The sequence below is a fragment of the Rhizobium pantanalense genome, from assembly GCF_030182525.1.
GTDB lineage: Bacteria > Pseudomonadota > Alphaproteobacteria > Rhizobiales > Rhizobiaceae > Rhizobium.
On record NZ_JAQJCH010000003.1, the window covers coordinates 107,846 to 126,099 of the forward strand.

Sequence of the window (18,254 nt, forward strand, 5' to 3'; positions counted from 1 at the left end):
ACAGGCTCCGATTTTAGGGAGAGAGATTTTTCAAACCGGCCTCAACCGATCCGATGGTGCCGCTGATTTCCGTTAGCGCCGGCAAGGGCTCAGCGGCAAAGTGCGCAGCAAGAGCAGAGAGCTTCGCCTTCGCATAAGATTCGTCAGGCAGAGCATCGAAGAGCGACTTGATCGGCTCCGGCAGGCCGCCGACACCCATATCGAACTGGTCGTCGCAGATATCCAAATGATATCGCATTGTCATCCGCTGCCAACGCATCCCGAGGTCCGGAATTTCGTAAGGTATGTACTCAACCTCGGTGATCTGCTTCACGAGCCTGCGCCACAGTCCACCTCTTTGGCTGCGCTCAAAGAGGCTTCGGACTTGCGCACATAAGGCGCCAAGCACGAGCCGAGCGTCAGGGTCATCACCCGCCATGGCATCAGCAAAGTTGCCGCCGTCATCACCAGCAACGACGGCCAGTTCGGCGATAACTTCCAATATGGTGTCAGCATCCGAATCCCACGGAGCAGCATGCGGGCCGCGAAGCGTCGCGCTGCTCCGCCCCGATCGTAGCGACAGAACAGGTGTAAACGCCCTCTCTGGATCAATGTCCTGCAGCGCGACGGCTCGGCTATCAAATACATGAATTCCCGCCAAAGTGGGAAAGCTATCGTGAGCCAGAACCGCTGATGTAGGGCACAGAACCTCCACACCAGCCAGACGAACTGCGTCGACAGAAAGCATTCAAGCCTCCGGTAATGCCTTAGCGACGGCCAAGGTTGCCATGATATTCCCGACGCCATCCGGATCGTAACGCGTGATCGAAAACAGAGCGCCATCCGCTTCCCGACGTAGGATGAAATCCGTCTGCATAGGCTTGCCGTCGATCAGGCGGATTGATGCCTGGCGCATAAGACTGCGGTGTAGCATCGTGCCGTTTCCGGTGAGCGGCTGGGCCTTACTCTCGTTTTCGATCTGTGTGTCTTCAAAAAACAATGCGGAGGTGCGGTACGGTTGATCGGCCGGTGAAAGGCGCAGCGGACTGTTTGGTCCCTGACGAACCGCAGGGAAAATCATCACAGCTGTTCCATGGACACGCTCGACTGTAGAGCGGCTGGCTTTTGCCAACCGCTCGAAGTTGGTCAACATCTGTTTAGACCGTAGTCGGGCCGAGGCGGATGCTGCCGACCGTGTCCGCCGCTGCGGCGTCGGCGATAGCCGTACCGATGAGGGTGTTGCCGGATGACGTGGTCGTGGCGACCTTGTTTGTGGCATCCCAATAGATCTTGGCGCCCGTCGCCCAAGCCTGGCTGGCCGCCTTAGGAAGCTGGTAGCAGCCACCCATCTGAATGGCGATCATAGCGCCGGCCGCCGCTGTTACACTGGCAATGCCGATAAGGGAACCGATGATCACCGGAAGGCCAGATGTGGAGCCACCCGAAGGCGCCGCGACGTCGATCGAGTGCCCCGGCTGAAGGAAGTTTTTCATGTCCGTATCCTCAAGAACGAATGAAGGGGTGGAGAAGAGCGGGCCGAAGCCCACTCCTTACTAGGCGCCGGCGTTCTTGTAGCCGAAGCGGTAGTCGACAGCGCCGCAGCCGAAATCGTGCTCGACGGACATGGCCATGCCCTGCCGGCCGAACGGATTTTCGATGCGAACCCGTGGTGCCGTGAAGCCGTCGAGATAACCCCAGCGATAATTGGAGCCGAGCTCAGGATTGGGGAACAGATACCAAGACAAATCAGAAATCTGCGCCGTATCCATCGGTGTGAGGCGCCCGGAGAAGATGTTAACGTTGGCGAGCGTGGCCGGCGTGATACTGGCTACAAGTTTTTCGGCCGACGTAATCCTGTCGGGGCCGGTCATAATGATGGCAGGCTTGTTGGAGAGCATCGGATTGCCTTCGAGGCTCTTCTGCTTAGCCATCGCCGCACGGCCGAGAGAGACCGCATCGACATCGATCGCGGCTGCGGTGCCTGCGAGGTTATTATGGCCGGCATGAAAGACTGTCTTCCCATCAGCCAGATTGGCGTTAAATGCTGAGCTGAAGAAGGTGATCTCTTCGAACAGCGCAACCATCGATCCGTAGGACGACAAAAGGTCGGCGATCGCACCGAGATCATCATTGATCATCAGCTGACGGCTGATAGAGATTGCGCGTCCATAGGACAGAACGGAAATCTGCTCGGCGCCTTCACTAAAGGTGCCGTACTTGATCTCGCCGTCCTCAAGAACGGGTTTCAGCATCGGAAAATCGCCGATCTTCAGGCTCGTAGTTGGACGGAAATCCCGGAAATCACGCCGACGCGCGATGCTGCGATAGATCGGCGTGGCAAGAGCATAGCGCGCTTCCAGCACCCGGTTGATTGCACCAGACATCAGGTTTGGAAAGTCCGATGTCGTATGTGCCGCGCGGGTGAATACCTCTTCCGTCTCGCGCGCATTGCGCGGCATACCGCGATGATTGACTGCTTCTGCGGCAATGGCAATCAGGCCGTCGCCCATAAGGCTTCGAGCCGCGGCACTGGGGCCGCTGGCAGGGAGCGGAGCGCCAAGGCCATACGCCAGAGCTTCGATGCGAGCGGCGCGGCGGGTGTCCCGTTCATCAACACGAACACGCGCTGGTGATGTGCGGCTCTGGTCGGCCTGCCCAGCCATGTGGTCGAATGCTCTAACGCGGAATGCATCGACCGTTACGTTAGCGCGAATGGCATCCTGAATGACAGAGGCGTCCATCCCAGCTCGCGTGCCGATATCCAGAATATCCGCAGCACGCGCCGCTGTCGCAACCTCGGCGGCTTGTGTGGGGCTGGGGTTATTGCGTGCAGCATCAGCTTCCTCAGCCTCAGCAGCTGCAAGCTCATCCTGCTTGGCCTTGATCTCGGCGAGGAGCGCCTCATGTTCGCCCTCGATCGTACGCGCCGCGTCTGGTGCTGTGTCGTCCTTGATTTCTGCCAGTTTTTCCATTGCCCGCTTTTTCAGATCGTCAAGCTGGACACGGATAACTGCGGCCGTTGCGGCGAAGTGAGGCGTGTAGTGATGCAGGATGTCCGCCAAATCCGCCGCCCGTACGAGCGGCGCATGCTGAAGCATAGGGATCGATGCGGCAAATGCAGTGTCCACGCCGCCGCCGAAGAAGATAAGAGAAGCGACAGCAAAAGTCAGTGCTACCGCTACAATGCTGTAGGTCCGTTTCATCGTATTGTCCTTGGTGGAGTGCCTGGCCCAAAGGCGCGAAGGGCGACCGGCGGCGCCGGCTGATGGCAGAGCGGTAGCCGCTAGCGTGCCAATTCCATGTGTCGCAGCGCCATTTGCATACGAAGGCGCCGGACAGTGTTCAAAGCGGAGACAGAAGATTCGATCCGGCAAGAAAATGATGCGTCAGATTGATCAGCTCTGACTTGCGCACCAGGATCTGCGGGGATCGGAACCGCAGAAATCTCCCACGGTTCCCAATCCACGACCCTGCGCAACGGCGTTTGCCCCTCACGCTCCGTGGTCTCGACCGCGTGAATGCGATAGCCCACCGAAATATTCGACACGGTGCCCTCCTTGATGCGCGCGACGCGGTCCGCCGCATCCGGCGCATTCGAAAGGAGGATCTTGGCATAGCCGACACCGCCCTTCACATTTGCAGATCCGCGTACGACAGAGCCTATGACGTCTCCGAGGCTCCATTGGCCGTGCGTATCGAGGAATGGCGCCCCTGCATTGAGACGATCGAGACGCACGTTGCTGGCGCCAACCACAAGCTCTTCATCGAACTCGCCATCAAGCCAGGACATCCGCCGAACCGTGGCTCCGGTTGTAAAGATGACGTCGATCGTGTTGGTGCTTTGATCGAACGACCCGGCCCGCACCTCAGCGTCACGCTGCAGCTTGGGCATCTGGATGATCTTAGCCATTGGCTGGTTCCTTACTCGCGGTTGGTTCGGACGCATCAATCGGCGCTGATGGAGCGACGCCGTTAGCCGGGCGACGAGGGTCTATGTCCAGCTTAAGGTTGTTGGCGTCAGCAAACTTGAAGAATTGGTCGAAGTCCTTGACGATCTTGCGCCAGTCACGCCCCCATGCCGACATGAATTCTTGCGGGGACATTCGACCAGCGCGAACCGCCGTTACGTCGGCCTGCAAATCCTTCGTAGGATCAATTGGCTCGACCGCAGGCATGATATGATCGACCTGATAGCCATTCCGACGATTGGGAAGTTTTCCGGACATGATTGCCATGTCAAGAAAGCGACGATCGACCTTACGGCAGACCATCGGTACAACCATCTGCCACTGGATCTGTTCTACCAGGCGGCGGAACTCGATCTTGCCGGCACGAAGAGAAGAATAATTTGCCTGCGTGAGGTCGCCAGTGAGTTGGTCGTACGTGATCCCCGCCCCCGCCGCCATGGCGCGCAGGCCCGCTTTGTAGGAGTCTCCGAAGACGGATTGTGAAGACGGATTGGCAAAGACGATGTCCGACTCACCGATATCCTGGATTTGTCCCGGCTCGATGCGCGTGACCTTGTCGCCCTTTTCGTCTTTCTTCACAGCGAGAACATTCGACGCACCAGGCGCCCGCTTCAGGAAGCCCGCGAAGCTCGCCTGCGTCCGCTGCTGGATGATCGCGGCCTCCATGAGGTCCTTGATCTCCTGTGCGGTCAACAAGATGGGAGCGAACCACGAGATGCCGCGCAACTGGCCGAAGCGCAGCGGGCGATACAGGTGGCAAACATCATGCCAATCGACCAACGCCGAAGGCTCGATATTGCCAACAACCATTTCGCCGGGGTGCGCCTTCCAAAGGTACATTCCCTGACGGACGCCCCAGTCGTCGATCTGGATACCGAGGCGAACGAACTGCGTCTGCCCCGGCGTCACGAGATTAATATCGCGCGTTTCGTCAATCTGATCGCCTTCCAAACCTTGGAGCCGGAAGGGTACGGGATGAGAAGATCCCTCGAATGGGCGGGGGACCATGCGAAGAACGGCATCGCCGCCCTCGACCATCGAGCGAAATTGCAGCGCCTGCTGCGCCCCATAATCGAGGACGCCCTCTATATCGCTGTTCTCTTCCCACTCCTCTCTGACCAACCGATACTGGTTATCGATCCGATCGGAACCGGTATTCGGCACTGTCATAATGCCCGCGCCGATTACGTGAGAGGTAAGAACATCAAGGATGCGCTGACCCGCCCAGTTATTTCGCACAAATTCGCGGGAACGGTCACGAACCGTGCCCAAAGCGCGACCGATTTCAGCATTTGCGGACGTTTTCGGAGCGAAACGAGCCTTATTTCGACGCCCATAGCCTGCCGAATTGTAGTCACGCTTTGCGAAAAACTCGCGGATACTGCCCATTATTCCCATCAGTATCCGCCTTCATATTCGGTCAAGATCGCACCGCCAGAGGTATTGCATCCCTCGATTTCGGCCTTGATCACATCGCGAGCTCGCAAAAGCTGGTCAACGCTCGGATACTCGACTTCATGCGTCTGAAAACGAACCCGTTTAGCGCCGGTCGCAATGGCAGAATTGATCGCATCGAGATCATCTTGCGTCCACGCCATTAGCTCTCACCCCAAAACGATGTTTCCTGATCGAACCAGTCATGCTCGCTAGCGGTTTCAGCGGCCGGCTCATCATCAGCCTCGATGGCCGCGCCCTGCTCGCCGCTCGTCTGAATAGCCGCAAGCAAAGGCGCCGGTGCAAACAGGCCAGGGTTAAGAACGCCGTCCGGTACCCCTCGCATCATTGCGAGATTAGCCCATTGATCCGGCGTCATCCGTGAGATGCCGAGGTAGTCGCCGAGGGCATCGCCATAGATCTCACAATCGAGAAAGTGGTTCGCCTGGCCAGCTCGCGGCATCCAAACGCGCCGATCGCGAGCTTTTCCCTTCTTCACCTTCTCGGTCCCGAGATATTCCGAGGTGATCTGTTTGAAGTAGACTTCATCCATCCATCCGCCGAAATGGCAATAGCCAGGAGGATTGCTCTCCTTACCGGCGGCAAGACCTTCCTTGTGCAGGTTGGCGTAGAATGCTCCCTTTAGGGACCACGTTCCGACGCCCCAGACCATCGCGCCGTTTCTGATGCGCTGGCCATTGAAATTGATTTCAACCGGAGAAGGTTGACCAATCGGTGGCCTAGACCAGCCGTCCATGCCTTTTAAGGCGAAAGTCGCGGGCTTGCTACGAACCCAAGTGTAGACGACGTGAGAGCGGAAACCGCAGTCAATGCCAAAGGCATCAACAGCTCTCACAGATCCGAAAGCATCCGGCCATTGACGTGTTCGCAGCTCTTCCAGCTTTAGGAATGCGCCCCCGTGAGGATCATCTGTCGCCCCCTCGATAAATCCGGCATCCACGCGCCATGACTGACGATCCGGGCCATATGCCTTGAATAGATAATAGATGCCGTTCATCTGCACATCAGCTGTACCGATGAAAACAAGACCTCCCGCCGGAATCCTGCCACGCTGCAGTTCCGGGTCTCGCCGCTCCATCAACCGGACGTGATCCGGCGCATCGCCCTTCATGTCGAAGGACAGACCGAGGGTCAGGTTATAGAAAACCTTCAGCTTCTGCGGATCTTCCGCCGCCGCCACGAAACGTGCCGCGATCTTTTCCCAAGGCACAAACGGCGATGTCAGCGCATCGAAATGATATGACGGATATGCGCCCGGCCTACTGGCCTCTGGAATCCATGCACCCCGCTTCATCAGCGAGACTTTTTCGTAGCTCTCGATGATACTGCCGCAGCAAGGCGTCACGTAGTGTGGCTCGTGCGGGTATTCATCGTTGAATTTGAAATAGCGTCGATCAAAAATGAACTTGAATTGATCGCCGCATCCGGGGCACGGCATATGCCAATAGCGCTGATCACCCGCCTCAAAATATCCGTCGATCCGAGATCCGCCTTTGATCGTCGGCGTCGAATTGTAGAGACGAAACCATTCGCCGGACATCAAGAACGATTCCTGGCGCGCCTCGACCATGCCAATCGGATCCCCCTGCCCGTCGAGATCGTCGGGATACTCATCGACTTCGTCGCAGAAGGCCTTCTTGATCGTCGAGGAACGGAGGTCCGCCGCCGAGTTGGCAATCGCCAACTTCAGTGAGCCGCCGCGAAATCGCTTGAATACCGCTGTCGAGCCGTCACCCGACCGGGAGGACTGCTCGCGCACCAGATCGCGAAGCGACGGAGAGCTCTGAATAGCGACCGAAAGCTTTTCGGTGTTGAATTCTTTCAACGCGCCCGTCGTAGGCTGCACGATCATAGCTCGGCATGGATCGGTGACAATCAGGTGACCGCAGGCGGCGAGGATTAGCGTCGTGAAACCAGTCTGCGCCGACTTGCGGATGGCAACCTCGTTGATACCGCTGTCCGTCGAGCACATTTCCAGTGGCTCGGCAATGTAGGGCGTCAAGGTGTCGTCCCACACTTCGCCGGCACGTGGCCCATCCGGAACGACCAGGTTCTGTCGAGCCCATTGCGCAGCAGATAGCTGCTCCGGTGGCTGTATGCCGCCAGCAAGGATGCCGGCGACGATCGCAATCGCGGATCGCTTGAGCGTCACCCTCATTCATTATCTCCGAAATCGATATCGACGTGCACGCCGAGTTTCTCAGCTTCGGCAGCATCTCCGGCTATAGCGGTTAGGCGATTTGCAATCGTCTCGCGCTGTTCGTGGATCTTGCGACGAAGCAGGCGGCGCAAGGCCGGCTCGCCTTCACGAACCGTCTCAAGGATTTCACTCACCCAGTTCATTGGCGCGCCGAGGTCGCGGACAATCGCCTCCGTTACTTTCAAAAGCGCCGCCTCAATTCCGTGTTCGCCACGCACAGGCACCAGTGCACCAGTGCGCTCAGCTAGATCCAGCGCCTTAAGCTTCGCCTCATATTGAGCGCGCTCCGACTGCGCATCACGAAGAGCGGCACTCGCCGGCGCTTGCTGTTCTGCAGACCGCTTCGTTTCGGCGCCCTGCTCACGGTACGCATTCCCGGTCTGCCCGACCAAACGATCGAACGTTGCCATCTCTACAAGGCGTGAACGACCATCCCGGCGCGTTTCTAGTAAACCGTCCTTCTCTAGTCGCGTTACGCGCTCAAGTGCAGTCTGCCGCGTAATATTCTTCCGGCGAGCAAGCTCTGATACCGTGACCCACACGCCATCGCTTTCCGGCGCCGATGACACCTGGTCAAACATATCTGCCATGATTGGAAGCGGCTCTTTGTAAGGTCTTTGTCAGGCGTTGACAGGGTTGTCAGGTCAGTTTTTTGACCATCGAAACTAGCGAAGGCGCGGGGTCCTCCGGGCCCGCAAGGGGCCGGGAACTGGGAAGGACCCGCGATAGAGGGGTCCAGGTCGGGGGTCGGCGACCGTGAAACATCGATGTTTCACGCAACTTTGTTGCTCGTCACTGCATTGATTGTTCGCATCTAGTCGCAACTACGTCCGGATGCTCTATACCGCCATTACAGCGGCGGGGTTCATGACTGCCTCCATCGTGCATGAGGCGCAAACAAAAGACCCGCCGGGCTTGCGCCTAGCGGGTCTATCTAACCTTTTACAGTGTGCTTAATGTGCACCAAACTTCAGTCGCATGTCAATCCGGGTGCATCACATTTATTCTGCAGCATTTACAATGGCTTGGTCATCTAGCTTCTTGGGAGCAACACGTGCCCATGGTTGCCGATCCGGCGTGAATGGAAGAACGTCATAGGCTGAAAGCCTCCCGGTGAGCGATTCACTTAGCGCCTCAAGAGCCGATTGCCAAAGCTGCCACTCAAGGCGGCTGATGACGGCTGCGCGGATAGGTTCGGCCAAACGGTACTTTCGGTAGGCGCCCCTCTTCGGTCGACGCTTGCGATAGTCGAAGCCACTATCTTCGTATTCGATCGGGCGACCGAACGCGTCTTTGGTTGTGCGCTTCACAAACCACGCATCATCCTTTCCATTGAGCTTGATCGTCACCACTTTCGGTTCATCGGCCGCCCAATCCGGGCCGCGCTTCAGTATTGCTGCGCTGGTTACAAGCGTAACGATATGCCGACCATTTAGTCTGCCGCCGCGTTCATAGACCTGTTCGGCTGCAATTCTGTCGACTTCTGCACGAATGATGCCGTGCGGATCGTCCCATTCGGGAAACGGCCACCAACCGGTCATTATCTCAAACCCGTTTCGATCCGCCAACGCGCGCACCGCATCGCCTATTATCACGGCATCCGGGTGCGGTTCGCCGATGTTCACGAAGTGACCAACAACGCCATAGCCGTTTGGGCTTTTGTCAATATTGGTGCCGAGCGTGATCACATCGAACATCATTTGCCAAACCGAAGGCGCGGCGCTCGGTCCTACCGAACCGCTTTCCACTTTCGGCAGCTCTTCGATAAATGCCCAACTCAAAAGGGCTTCGATGCCGATCATCTTCTTCATTTTCACCCTTTCAGACAGTTCTGACAGTTTACTGACAGTTCAACAGATAGTTTTATTATTGTACTTCATACACTTAGACAGTTTCGGATAGTTTTGATCGCGCTTAGTGGATTTACATCCTCCTCACCTCCTCACCACCATTATGCGTATAGGCGTAGAAAACTGTCAGAACTGTCAGACCCCCATTGATTTTGCTGCGTTTTCTTCATTGAAACTGTCAACAAAACTGTCCGGTAAACTGTCAGTATCGTCGGCGTTTTGGGCAGTCTCTGCAGATATTCGACCCTGTAATGAGGGGTTGCGGGGAGCGTCACGGCAGGTCATCGGGCCAAGGCTCCTGTGGATCGAAGCGGCCTTCCGGCGGCTCTGGCTCGCGCGGTTTCGGCTGTGAACGCAGACGGATGCCTTTGTATTGCACCGTGCCGCTCGATCGGTCCTTGTTGAATTTCTTCGCCATGGCTCGCCCGAAGGCCGTCACGTTCATCGGCCTGCCGCCCTGGTCGACGGTATCGTCGCAATAGGCCGCGTAGAGATCCTTGCCTGGCAGCGGCGGCGCCTTGTCATCCTTGATGATACATCGCGCCACAAAGCCCGCTGTGCGGTCCATATCGTCGCGATATTCCTGCGTCGCCCGCTCGACGGCTTCGGGGATCACAAGCCCCTCTCTGAGGAACATGTGAACACCCTCGATCAGCCAGTTCAGGATGCCGGGATATTCGACCTCGAAGGACGAGACGATCTCCTCGAATTCGCGCCTGTCTTCCTTGGCGATCTTGATCGGCCAATGCACCACGGCCATGCGCCGCCATATGCCGTCATCGGTGCCGGTAATGCGGGGATAGCCATTGCCGCTCATCATGGCGATGAAGAGCGGCTGGAAGTCCATATATCCGGCGAACAGATCGCGCGCCGTGATGGTCTCGCCGCCCGTCAGTTCCTTGACGAGGTTTTCGCGCAGATCCTCGCCCTCCGGCAGCTCCTTCACGCGCAAGAGCCGTCGCCCGTACAGCCGCGCCATGTCCGGGCTCGCGCTCCCGGATGACCCTCCCTCGCCGATCAGGCTTGTCGACGGCAGCGTCACGGACACCTCGCCAAGCAGCCGGCAGAGCGTTTCCATATAGACGGATTTGCCGTTGGCGCCGTCGCCATAGTGGAAGAAGAGATATTGCACGGTAATCCCGAGCATGCCGAGGCCGGAGCTAATCTGCACCAGCTTGCGAACTTCTGGATCGGGAAGCTTGCCATTGAGAAAGGTCGTCCATTTCGGGCAAGTCGCCTTCGGATCGTATTTGACCGGGACGATATGGGTGATGAAGTCCTGCCGCCGATGCCCCTCGATCACTTCGAGCGACGAGTCGGTGCAGGCATCCACATATTCCGGCGCATCCGGCGTCTCTTCAAGGCTGCGATAGCGGGGATTGCGCCGCCGCTCCATCTTCCTGTGGAATTTCAGGGTCACATTGCGCAGCGCCACCATCATCTTGTCAGCGTTGAACTCGTCAGCGGATCTCATGATGTGCGGAGCCAGGCAGGCGAGAGCAGCGCTCATCTTGGCCGCATTCTTCGACGTGACGGCGTGATCGAGCCGGCGCTTCACGCGCTTGCCGTGCGCTTCCTTGGCCTTCTCCGCCGCCAGGATCAGGTTGCGCTCGCCTGCAGAGCGATCATCCTCCTTCTTCTGATAGGCCTCCGCCGCACGGTCGATCATGTATTGCTCGAACTCGTTCGGCCGGATGTATTCGGTCTCCTGCGCGATCCGGCCGCCAAGACGCTGCGCGATGGCCGATGCCTTCGGGCCGCCATTGGCGGCATCCCAATGCGAGCCGGTCCAGACGGCGAAAAGCGGCTGCTTTGCCTTCTCCTGGGCGATGACGACGAGATCGTCGCCAAAGTGCAGCTTCATGCGGATGCCGTTGTCAGTGTCGGAATGATCGAGCCCAGCGCAATACTCAACGACCGCTTCGTCGGCATCATGGTCGGCGGCAACGGCGGCTGGCGGTTCGGCCTCGATCTGCGAGGGGGTTTCGGGGAATTCGGGCGCGCGCTGCTCGGCCGCCGCCTCCATCATGCGAATGACGGCTTCCGGCCGGCTATCCTGTTTCTTTGTTTTTGCCACGCTATGTCCCGATCAAATGCGATGTCATGAGTTTGGAAAAGTCAGATCCCTCTGGCGGCCACCACGTCTCGATGGCGCGACCGTCCCGCGAAAAGCGCTCTTCGGCGCGCGCCATGGCGGAGGCGGTGAAAACCGGCTCGCTGTCGCCATCAGCAAGCAGCACGAGCTGCGCCACATGGTCGGGGATCTGCAAAGCCTCGTCCGGCGCCATGTCCGGCTTCGGAACCGGCCCCGGCACGCGCTGGCGGATGGTGCGGCCATTCGCGCTCTGCTTGGTGATGGTCGGATGCGCGAAGGAGGATTTAGGATCGGCCGGACCCGCCAGGTTGCCGAGATCGCCGGCCGCGAAATAGAAGGTATCCTCGCGAAAGCCTTCGGCGCCGGCAATGGCAAGCCCGTTCTCGATCCCCTCGCCGCCGACCCATCGCGCCGATGCCATCAGGCCGAAGAGTGGGATGAGGGAACCCTTCTTCGTGCCGCGCATCTTCTTGGCCGGCAATGGGTTACCGTCCTCATCGATCCCGAGATCCGCACGGAATTTCGGGGCTCGGCTGATGTCGATCCATGTCTGGTGACAACCAGTAATCCGCATGTCGAGATTGACGAAGGGCGCGATCATCGCCGGCCCGGTATAGCGCGCGATCTCAAAGCCGCGGTCATCCTTGCCGTGCCAGTAGGTGCTGCTGGGCAGAAGCCGCAGATTAGCGAATACGCCGTCATGCATCTGAAAGCCGGTGCGGCGGTATAGATATTGCCGCAGCAGATCCGATGTCGTGATTTCCGGCGCCTTGAGATAGATGCCGCGCGCCCGCTCGATCTCGCGCTGGCGAAACCAGTCTTGGTCCTTGTTGGCCTTCTCCGCATTTTCCCGGTTGATGCGCTCGCGCTCTTCGATCCGCTCGAGTCGCGCCTGCCGATCCGCCTCGCTCTCTCGCTCGGCATCCTCCGGAACCGATTGCCCGAGTGCATCGGCGCAGGCGGCAAGAAAGCCTTCACGCTTCGAGGTATCGTGGTGGTTGGCGAGCGCCATGAGGCTTATGCCATCGCGCCCCTTCCCGCCGCATTGGCGGCAATTGAAGGCGCCTGCTGTCGGGCTGATCGAGAACCGATCCTTGCCGCCGCAATATGGGCAAGGACCAGCATGGTTTCTCGTCACCTTGTCGGCGGCGATGATGCCAAGTGACAGCGCAGCCTCGATGACAGTTACGGTGCGCGCCTCTTCGATGAAACGGGTTATGCTGTCGCTCATGATCATGCAGCACCCTCTTGCCATGTATGCACTTCTTCGGTCTGATTGACCAAAACAACCAGAGAGGGCACAGCGTGAAAGAGGCTTGGGAACGATGGGGATGGGGCGTTGCCTTGGCGGCATGCGCCTTGTTCGTACTGCGAATGCTGTGGGGGCGCGACGCATTTTGCGGATCAGGGAGCGAACAATGTCTCCGTGAATGGCTCTCGGCGACTGGTGGATGGATCGCTGTTGCCATAGGTGTTCCAAGCCTTTTTTGCGCTTCGCGAACAAATTAAAGCGGCAGTGAAAGCCAACGAAAATAACGCCAAGATCCAATTGCGCAGGAACTACGCCCTTGCAAAAAAGGTAGCCGTTGTTTCGGATTTGATCATGATGAACGCGACCATTCTGATGGGACAGATCGAAGGGAAGCATATTCCCTTGGAGATCAATACGAATAAGAGCTACACGGTTGGGAAGATCGACCTGATCATCGATTTTTTGCAACGCGGCGGCTTTGATAAATTCGAGGAAGAAATTGAGTATCCAGTACCGTACAGCGCCGATTCCATACGGCGGATAGGCGGCAGGCTGAAGAATTCCATCGCGCAAATAGGCGACATCGTTCTTGCAATAGGGCCTGAAATTGACGTTACTCATTTTTGCGACGTGTGCAGACAATATGCCGAATTCTGCAGCGCAGCCGCTATATCGTTCATCAGGGAAGCCGATGAGATGAGGGGCGTCGATCATGCTGATGCTCTCGACGGGGTAGAAGCGTAAGCGACGTAGTTGGGCCTGTCGTCATCACCCATCGGTCGCACGCGGCCGAGCCGCTGCAGCGTCTCCAGCGCCTGGTCGAGCGCGAAGCCTTCCGGCGTCGCGCCCCAGCTCTGGCGGTTGATGCAGATGAACGGAGTACCAGGCGCAACGCCGCGCAGCTCGATCGCCTTCGTCACGTTGCGGAAGTTATCGATCTGGCCAGGCGTCAGGCCCCATTCCTTGGCGGCGTGCCAGCATTCGTATAGGGTCGGCGCGATGATCAGCAGCACGCGCGGGCTGCGCTTCGGAGCGGTCAGCATCTCACTCACCCCAATATGACATTTCGATCATCACGCTCTCGCGAGCGTCAATGTGATCACTGAAGGGATCGTCGAAGAAGCTCCGCATCTGGCCGGCATATTGCCAACATTCGCGTGCCGTCATTGTCGACCTATGGTAAAAGTGCCATGTGCACTGAACTCGAAAAGCAGCCCAACGGATTGCGGTCAGCATCAGATCCACCTCTGCGATTGAACGAGGTTGCGGATTTCCGGTTTCGGGGTGATCGTCTGCGGGATATCCGCAATTTTTTCGGGAATATCCTCAGCAGCGGAAATGCGCCTGCGGGATATCCACGCTTCCAGCTTCTGCCAGTCGTCATCGGCAAGCCCGATGATGCCATCCATCAGTCGGCGTTCCCGCCAGGCCAGTTCCGCCTGCGACATGCGCTTGCGGCTGGAAAACCAGACGGCGATGCACTTCGATCCGTTCGGGATATTCAGGATATCCTGCGGATCGCTGATGACGCGCACCCATGACGGCGCATTGGTCGTCGCGCACTGCAGCGTGCGCGCCAGCGCCTCTTCCGGGCATTCGGTGACGAGCGTGAGGCGGATGACATCAGGCATCTTCCGCCTCCATCTCCTCGGCCGCATCCTCGAACAGACGATTCTCAGGCGGCTTGTCGAGTTCGGCGAGATTGCGGACGGCCTGGCGGAAATAGGATGGCTTCAGCTCGAAGCCGATGCCTTTGCGGCCCATGTCGACGGAGCAATAGACCTCCGAGCCGATGCCAAGGAATGGCGTCAGCACCTTCTCACCCGGCGCCGACCATAGCTCAAGGCAGCGCTCGATCACGTCGAGTTGCAGCGGCGATATATGCTGCTCGTCCTGATGATCGCGAGCGCCGCGATATTGCAGCGTCCGGGTCTGACGGATATCCGTCCAGACCGGCGAGGCATAGCGCTGCCAGACGCGGACCGACCGCCACATATCCAGCGGCCAAGGCTTATATTCCTCGATCGTCGCCCGCCGCACATAATCGGCGTAAGCGTCCTGGCTGATATCCAGCCCGCCGATGCTTTCGTCATCCTCGCCAATGAAGCTGTCAAACATGCCCTCGATCGGCGTCAGGTTGATGCCTGGCTTGCGGAAGGTGACGATGTAGTCGGCAAGGCCCATGCCGGACAGGCTGCTATCCTTGACGATTTGCTTGTGCAGGAGCCGCAGGCTTTTCGTGCGCTGCTGCGCGACGACAGGATCCTTCCAGATGCAGACTTCGGAATGGAAGATCCAACCCGCCGCCTGGTAGGCCCGCACGATCTCGCCGCGAAAGTCCCGCATGCCAATGAAGCCGTCACGGTTTTTGCTGGTCGGCAGCTGCATGCAGTGAACCGAATGAAGCCGGCCCGCCTTCGTCACGCGCAGCAGTTCGGAGATCAGGAACCCGTAGTGCTCCCAAAACTCCGCGCCCTCATTGTTCGAGATATCGCGGTCGTAATTCGAGAACTTATAGAGGCCTTCGAAGGGCGGGGAATGGATACCGAAATCGACACTCGCCTCCGGCAGGCCCTTGATGAGATCGCAGCAATCGCCCTGATAGATGGCGTAGCGATCATTGACGATCTGGTCGACGGTCTTTGCCTTCTTCATGCGGCCATCTCCTTAAGCCATGTCGGGATCGTCATGCGCTGCGTCGGCGCATAGGTCGGCTTGTCGCGAACAAGGCCGCGAACTTGCGTGGCGGAAAGATCGGCCATGTGCCGCACCATCGCCGCCGCCATGCGGTCGGCGTCAGCTTCCTTGCGGCGGAAGTTGGCGACGACGGCGCCCTCGCGCTCGTCCGCCACGAAATGCGCGTTGACCGGCAGCAACTGGCCGAAACGCCAGAAGCGGCGGATGGCCTGGTAGATCTGCTCGAAGCTGTCAGTGAGACCGACAAAGCCGGTATCGGCGCAATGCTGCCAGTTCATGCCGAAGCCGGCGATCGATGGCTTGGTGATCAGCACGCGGATGCGGCCGAGCGTGAAATCCGTCAGCTTGCGCACCTTCACCGTGTCGCTATCCGAGCCGGCGAGATTGACCGCGCCGGGAATGGCGGCGGCCAGTTGCTCGGCCTCCGAATTGAGATTGCACCACCAGACAAAAGGCCGATCCGTCGGCGTAAGTGATGCCGCCTTGGCGACGCGAACACTGACGCTATCGCGCCGTGCTGCCAGCCGTTCCGAGAGCGTGCGAGCCTCCATCGGAAACAGCGTGCCGGTTTCGAAGCTTGGCTTGAATTCGGCCGCGACCGTATGATGATGGTAGCGCAGCTCCGGCAGGTCATAGCCTTCATCGGAATAGCCGAGATCGGAAGGCTTGCGCAGCATGACGGCCCACGAGGCCATCCACTTCCAGAAGTCGTCTTCGGCGTGCCCCTTGAGGCGCCACGCCTTGGTGTCGCCGCCGTCATGCACGAAGAAAGTGGCGAGCATGTCTGTATAGGACATCACCCCGAGGAATTCGGCGTGGTTGCCCAGCTCCATGAAATCGTTCGGAGCCGGCGTCGCCGTGGCGGCAAGGCGGAACGGCAGCTTGGCGCATTCCTGAATGAGCCGCGTGCGATAGTGCCCGTCGACATTCTTGAGGATCGAGCTTTCGTCCAGCGCGACGCCTCCGAAGCTGGATAGGTCGAAGCGATCGAGCTTCTGATAGTTGCTGATGTCGATCGCGCCGCCAGAACGGGCATCGACGACCTGCGCACTGATGCCCCATTTTTCCGCTTCGGTGCCATGCTGGATCGAGACGGCGAGCGGCGCCAGTAGCAGCACCGGCTTGCCGGTATATTCCGACACGCGATGCGACCAGACCAGCTCCATCAGCGTCTTGCCGAGACCGGTTCCGGCGAAGATCGCCGCCCGACCGCGTCGCAAGGCCCAGTCGGTAATGTCGCGCTGGTGCGGCATGAAGAATTCGGGAAGCTCGAAAGTACCCTCGATGCCTGTTGCCGGATCGAGGATGCGCTTGCGCTCAAGGAAACGTTCGTAGGCGCCCATCAGCCGACCCTCGCGCAAGCAATCATTGCATGGTGAGCGCAATAAGGGCTCGTCCATCCCGTTTCCGGCGAGCCTCGGCGCTGACGACCGCAGCAGGGCATGTCTGGGCCGTCATCATCCTCGAAATTCGTAAGCGGCCACGAGCATTGCCGGCTGGAAAGTGAGGAAAATCGCGTAACCGTCTTCGGATCGACCGCCTGCCCCGCATGCTGGTATCTGCGGCCGCCATCGCCGGCACCGCTTCCGCTTGCCCTCAGCCCGAGGGACGCAAGTCGCGCGCTCGTCTGACGTTGCGGCTGATGATCATGCGATGGGGGCGCCGACCGTTCTCGCGCCGGGAACATGTGAGAATGAGAGCGGCGCGCCATGATGACGCGGTCACGCTTGATGTCCATGATGTTTGCAATCTCGCGGTCGCTTCGACCTTGCTGCCAAAGCATGCTGGCCGTGCTCAGATCCTCTCGGGACCATGGTCGCGATGATTGTTTGAAGTCGCCGCCCACTTGACGGGAAGGAAAAAGGTCACGCTTGCGGTGCGCAATGCCGATGACAGCGTTTCGCTGACAACCCAGCTTCGCGGCGATCTTTGCCGCGCTCATCCGGGTTTCCTTCCACATCTTGGATGCCGCCAAGATCCGTTCATCGGTCCAGAAGCTCATTGGCGCGCCCTCCCGACATTCCGCTCGGCGATCACACGGCGTCGCTGCTCGCGCTCGAAGCGGCTGGATCCCATCGGATCGCGCCAGCAGATCGGCCCTTCGATATCGAAACGCGCCTCGATGTCGTCGATGTCCTGCGAGATCGTCGAGGCGACGGCATTCGGATGGACGGCCGGCTCGATGGCGGCGGCGTGCGCCACGATGACTTCCGCGCGCGGATAGTCCGGATCGATGACGGCACGGAAGCGAGGTTTGACGGCCGTCATGCGCGCACCCGCAGTCTTCCAAGCACATCCTGGAATGCGGAAATGGCCTCGTCGATCTCGCGCGTGATGACGCGCTCCTCGGCGCCATCGATCTGATCGTCGTTGGAGAGGGCCTCGGTGATGGCCTTGACGACATCGGCCGCCTCGTTGGCGATGCGCAGCGCATCCTTCACCGTGACGGGCTTGAGCGAGATATTGGTAATCGCGCCGCCATTGGGCACGAGCTTGTAGCCCAGCATCTCGGCCATGGCGCCGACAATGATCGGCGAATTGGCTTCGAGATCCGCCTCGACGGCCACGTCGATCGGCATGAAGCTCTTCTCTTCCGACTGGCTGCCGTATTTCGAGAGCTGACCGCCATTGACGCGCGTCATGTGCTGAAAGCTCTCGCCGCCGCCTGCCATGTCGATGGCGCGGCGGGTCGAGGCCTTGAGCGTCAGCGCCTGTCTGTCTGAAATTGAACGCAAGTCATCCTCCCCGAGAGTCAAGG

The 18,254-nt window shown here is 59.0% G+C and carries 20 protein-coding genes; 1 reads left to right on the forward strand and 19 read right to left on the reverse strand.

Translation table 11 applies throughout. The features are described from left to right. Window positions 1-13 precede the first annotated feature (13 nt). From PH558_RS09865 to PH558_RS09920, 12 genes are all read right to left on the reverse strand, one after another. A complete protein-coding gene (locus PH558_RS09865; protein ID WP_285203936.1) occupies window positions 14-727 on the reverse strand; it encodes a hypothetical protein in 714 nt (237 codons plus the stop codon). Next, complete coding sequence (locus tag PH558_RS09870) at window positions 728-1,132, reverse strand: hypothetical protein (RefSeq protein ID WP_285203937.1); 405 nt, start codon at window positions 1,130-1,132, stop codon at window positions 728-730. A 4-nt stretch (window positions 1,133-1,136) separates the two neighbouring features. Beyond that, complete coding sequence (locus PH558_RS09875; RefSeq protein WP_285203938.1) at window positions 1,137-1,472, reverse strand: DUF2190 family protein; 336 nt, start codon at window positions 1,470-1,472, stop codon at window positions 1,137-1,139. 60 nt (window positions 1,473-1,532) lie between these two features. After that, window positions 1,533-3,182, reverse strand: coding sequence for a phage major capsid protein (locus PH558_RS09880; RefSeq protein WP_285203939.1), 1,650 nt, complete (start codon window positions 3,180-3,182; stop codon window positions 1,533-1,535). An 80-nt stretch (window positions 3,183-3,262) separates the two neighbouring features. Further along, window positions 3,263-3,871: an HK97 family phage prohead protease gene (locus tag PH558_RS09885; RefSeq protein ID WP_285203942.1), complete on the reverse strand. Its 609-nt coding sequence runs from the start codon at window positions 3,869-3,871 to the stop codon at window positions 3,263-3,265. 10 nt (window positions 3,872-3,881) lie between these two features. After that, on the reverse strand, window positions 3,882-5,336 hold the full coding sequence (locus tag PH558_RS09890; protein ID WP_285203944.1) for a phage portal protein: 1,455 nt from the start codon (window positions 5,334-5,336) through the stop codon (window positions 3,882-3,884). An 8-nt stretch (window positions 5,337-5,344) separates the two neighbouring features. Then, window positions 5,345-5,545, reverse strand: coding sequence for a phage head-tail joining protein (locus PH558_RS09895; RefSeq protein ID WP_285203946.1), 201 nt, complete (start codon window positions 5,543-5,545; stop codon window positions 5,345-5,347). Continuing rightward, window positions 5,545-7,419 carry a phage terminase large subunit family protein gene (locus PH558_RS09900; protein ID WP_285203947.1) on the reverse strand — a complete coding sequence of 625 codons (1,875 nt, stop codon included), beginning with the start codon at window positions 7,417-7,419 and terminating at the stop codon, window positions 5,545-5,547. Before PH558_RS09900 ends, PH558_RS09895 begins: the two co-directional genes overlap by 1 nt. 137 nt (window positions 7,420-7,556) lie before the next feature. Then, window positions 7,557-8,192 (reverse strand): winged helix-turn-helix domain-containing protein, encoded by a 636-nt coding sequence (locus tag PH558_RS09905; protein ID WP_285203949.1) that lies wholly within the window; start codon window positions 8,190-8,192, stop codon window positions 7,557-7,559. A gap of 411 nt (window positions 8,193-8,603) precedes the next feature. Continuing rightward, window positions 8,604-9,413, reverse strand: coding sequence for a hypothetical protein (locus PH558_RS09910; protein ID WP_285203952.1), 810 nt, complete (start codon window positions 9,411-9,413; stop codon window positions 8,604-8,606). Window positions 9,414-9,723: 310 nt separating this feature from the next. Beyond that, entirely contained in the window at window positions 9,724-11,529 is a 1,806-nt protein-coding gene (locus tag PH558_RS09915; protein ID WP_285203954.1) for a DNA primase family protein, read from the reverse strand. A 1-nt stretch (window position 11,530) separates the two neighbouring features. Next, window positions 11,531-12,778 (reverse strand): DUF7146 domain-containing protein, encoded by a 1,248-nt coding sequence (locus PH558_RS09920; RefSeq protein WP_285203955.1) that lies wholly within the window; start codon window positions 12,776-12,778, stop codon window positions 11,531-11,533. 240 nt (window positions 12,779-13,018) lie between these two features. Here PH558_RS09920 and PH558_RS09925 point away from each other — a divergent pair, with 240 nt between their 5' ends. Then, window positions 13,019-13,543, forward strand: coding sequence for a hypothetical protein (locus tag PH558_RS09925; RefSeq protein WP_285203956.1), 525 nt, complete (start codon window positions 13,019-13,021; stop codon window positions 13,541-13,543). Here PH558_RS09925 and PH558_RS09930 read toward each other — a convergent pair. From PH558_RS09930 to PH558_RS09955, 7 genes are all read right to left on the reverse strand, one after another. Beyond that, complete coding sequence (locus PH558_RS09930; protein WP_285203957.1) at window positions 13,510-13,842, reverse strand: hypothetical protein; 333 nt, start codon at window positions 13,840-13,842, stop codon at window positions 13,510-13,512. The two genes, PH558_RS09925 and PH558_RS09930, sit on opposite strands and share 34 nt — an antisense overlap. A gap of 192 nt (window positions 13,843-14,034) precedes the next feature. After that, entirely contained in the window at window positions 14,035-14,430 is a 396-nt protein-coding gene (locus PH558_RS09935) for a hypothetical protein (protein WP_285203958.1), read from the reverse strand. After that, complete coding sequence (locus PH558_RS09940) at window positions 14,423-15,454, reverse strand: DNA-methyltransferase (RefSeq protein ID WP_285203959.1); 1,032 nt, start codon at window positions 15,452-15,454, stop codon at window positions 14,423-14,425. Before PH558_RS09940 ends, PH558_RS09935 begins: the two co-directional genes overlap by 8 nt. Continuing rightward, window positions 15,451-16,839, reverse strand: coding sequence for a DEAD/DEAH box helicase family protein (locus PH558_RS09945; protein ID WP_285203960.1), 1,389 nt, complete (start codon window positions 16,837-16,839; stop codon window positions 15,451-15,453). Before PH558_RS09945 ends, PH558_RS09940 begins: the two co-directional genes overlap by 4 nt. After that, entirely contained in the window at window positions 16,839-17,498 is a 660-nt protein-coding gene (locus tag PH558_RS34220) for a GcrA family cell cycle regulator (protein ID WP_350223803.1), read from the reverse strand. The genes PH558_RS09945 and PH558_RS34220 overlap by 1 nt, the downstream gene beginning before the upstream one ends. Continuing rightward, entirely contained in the window at window positions 17,495-17,764 is a 270-nt protein-coding gene (locus tag PH558_RS09950) for a hypothetical protein (RefSeq protein ID WP_285203961.1), read from the reverse strand. Before PH558_RS09950 ends, PH558_RS34220 begins: the two co-directional genes overlap by 4 nt. Continuing rightward, window positions 17,761-18,231, reverse strand: a complete 471-nt coding sequence (locus tag PH558_RS09955; protein ID WP_285203964.1) for a phage regulatory CII family protein — start codon at window positions 18,229-18,231, stop codon at window positions 17,761-17,763. The genes PH558_RS09950 and PH558_RS09955 overlap by 4 nt, the downstream gene beginning before the upstream one ends. Window positions 18,232-18,254: the final 23 nt, after the last annotated feature.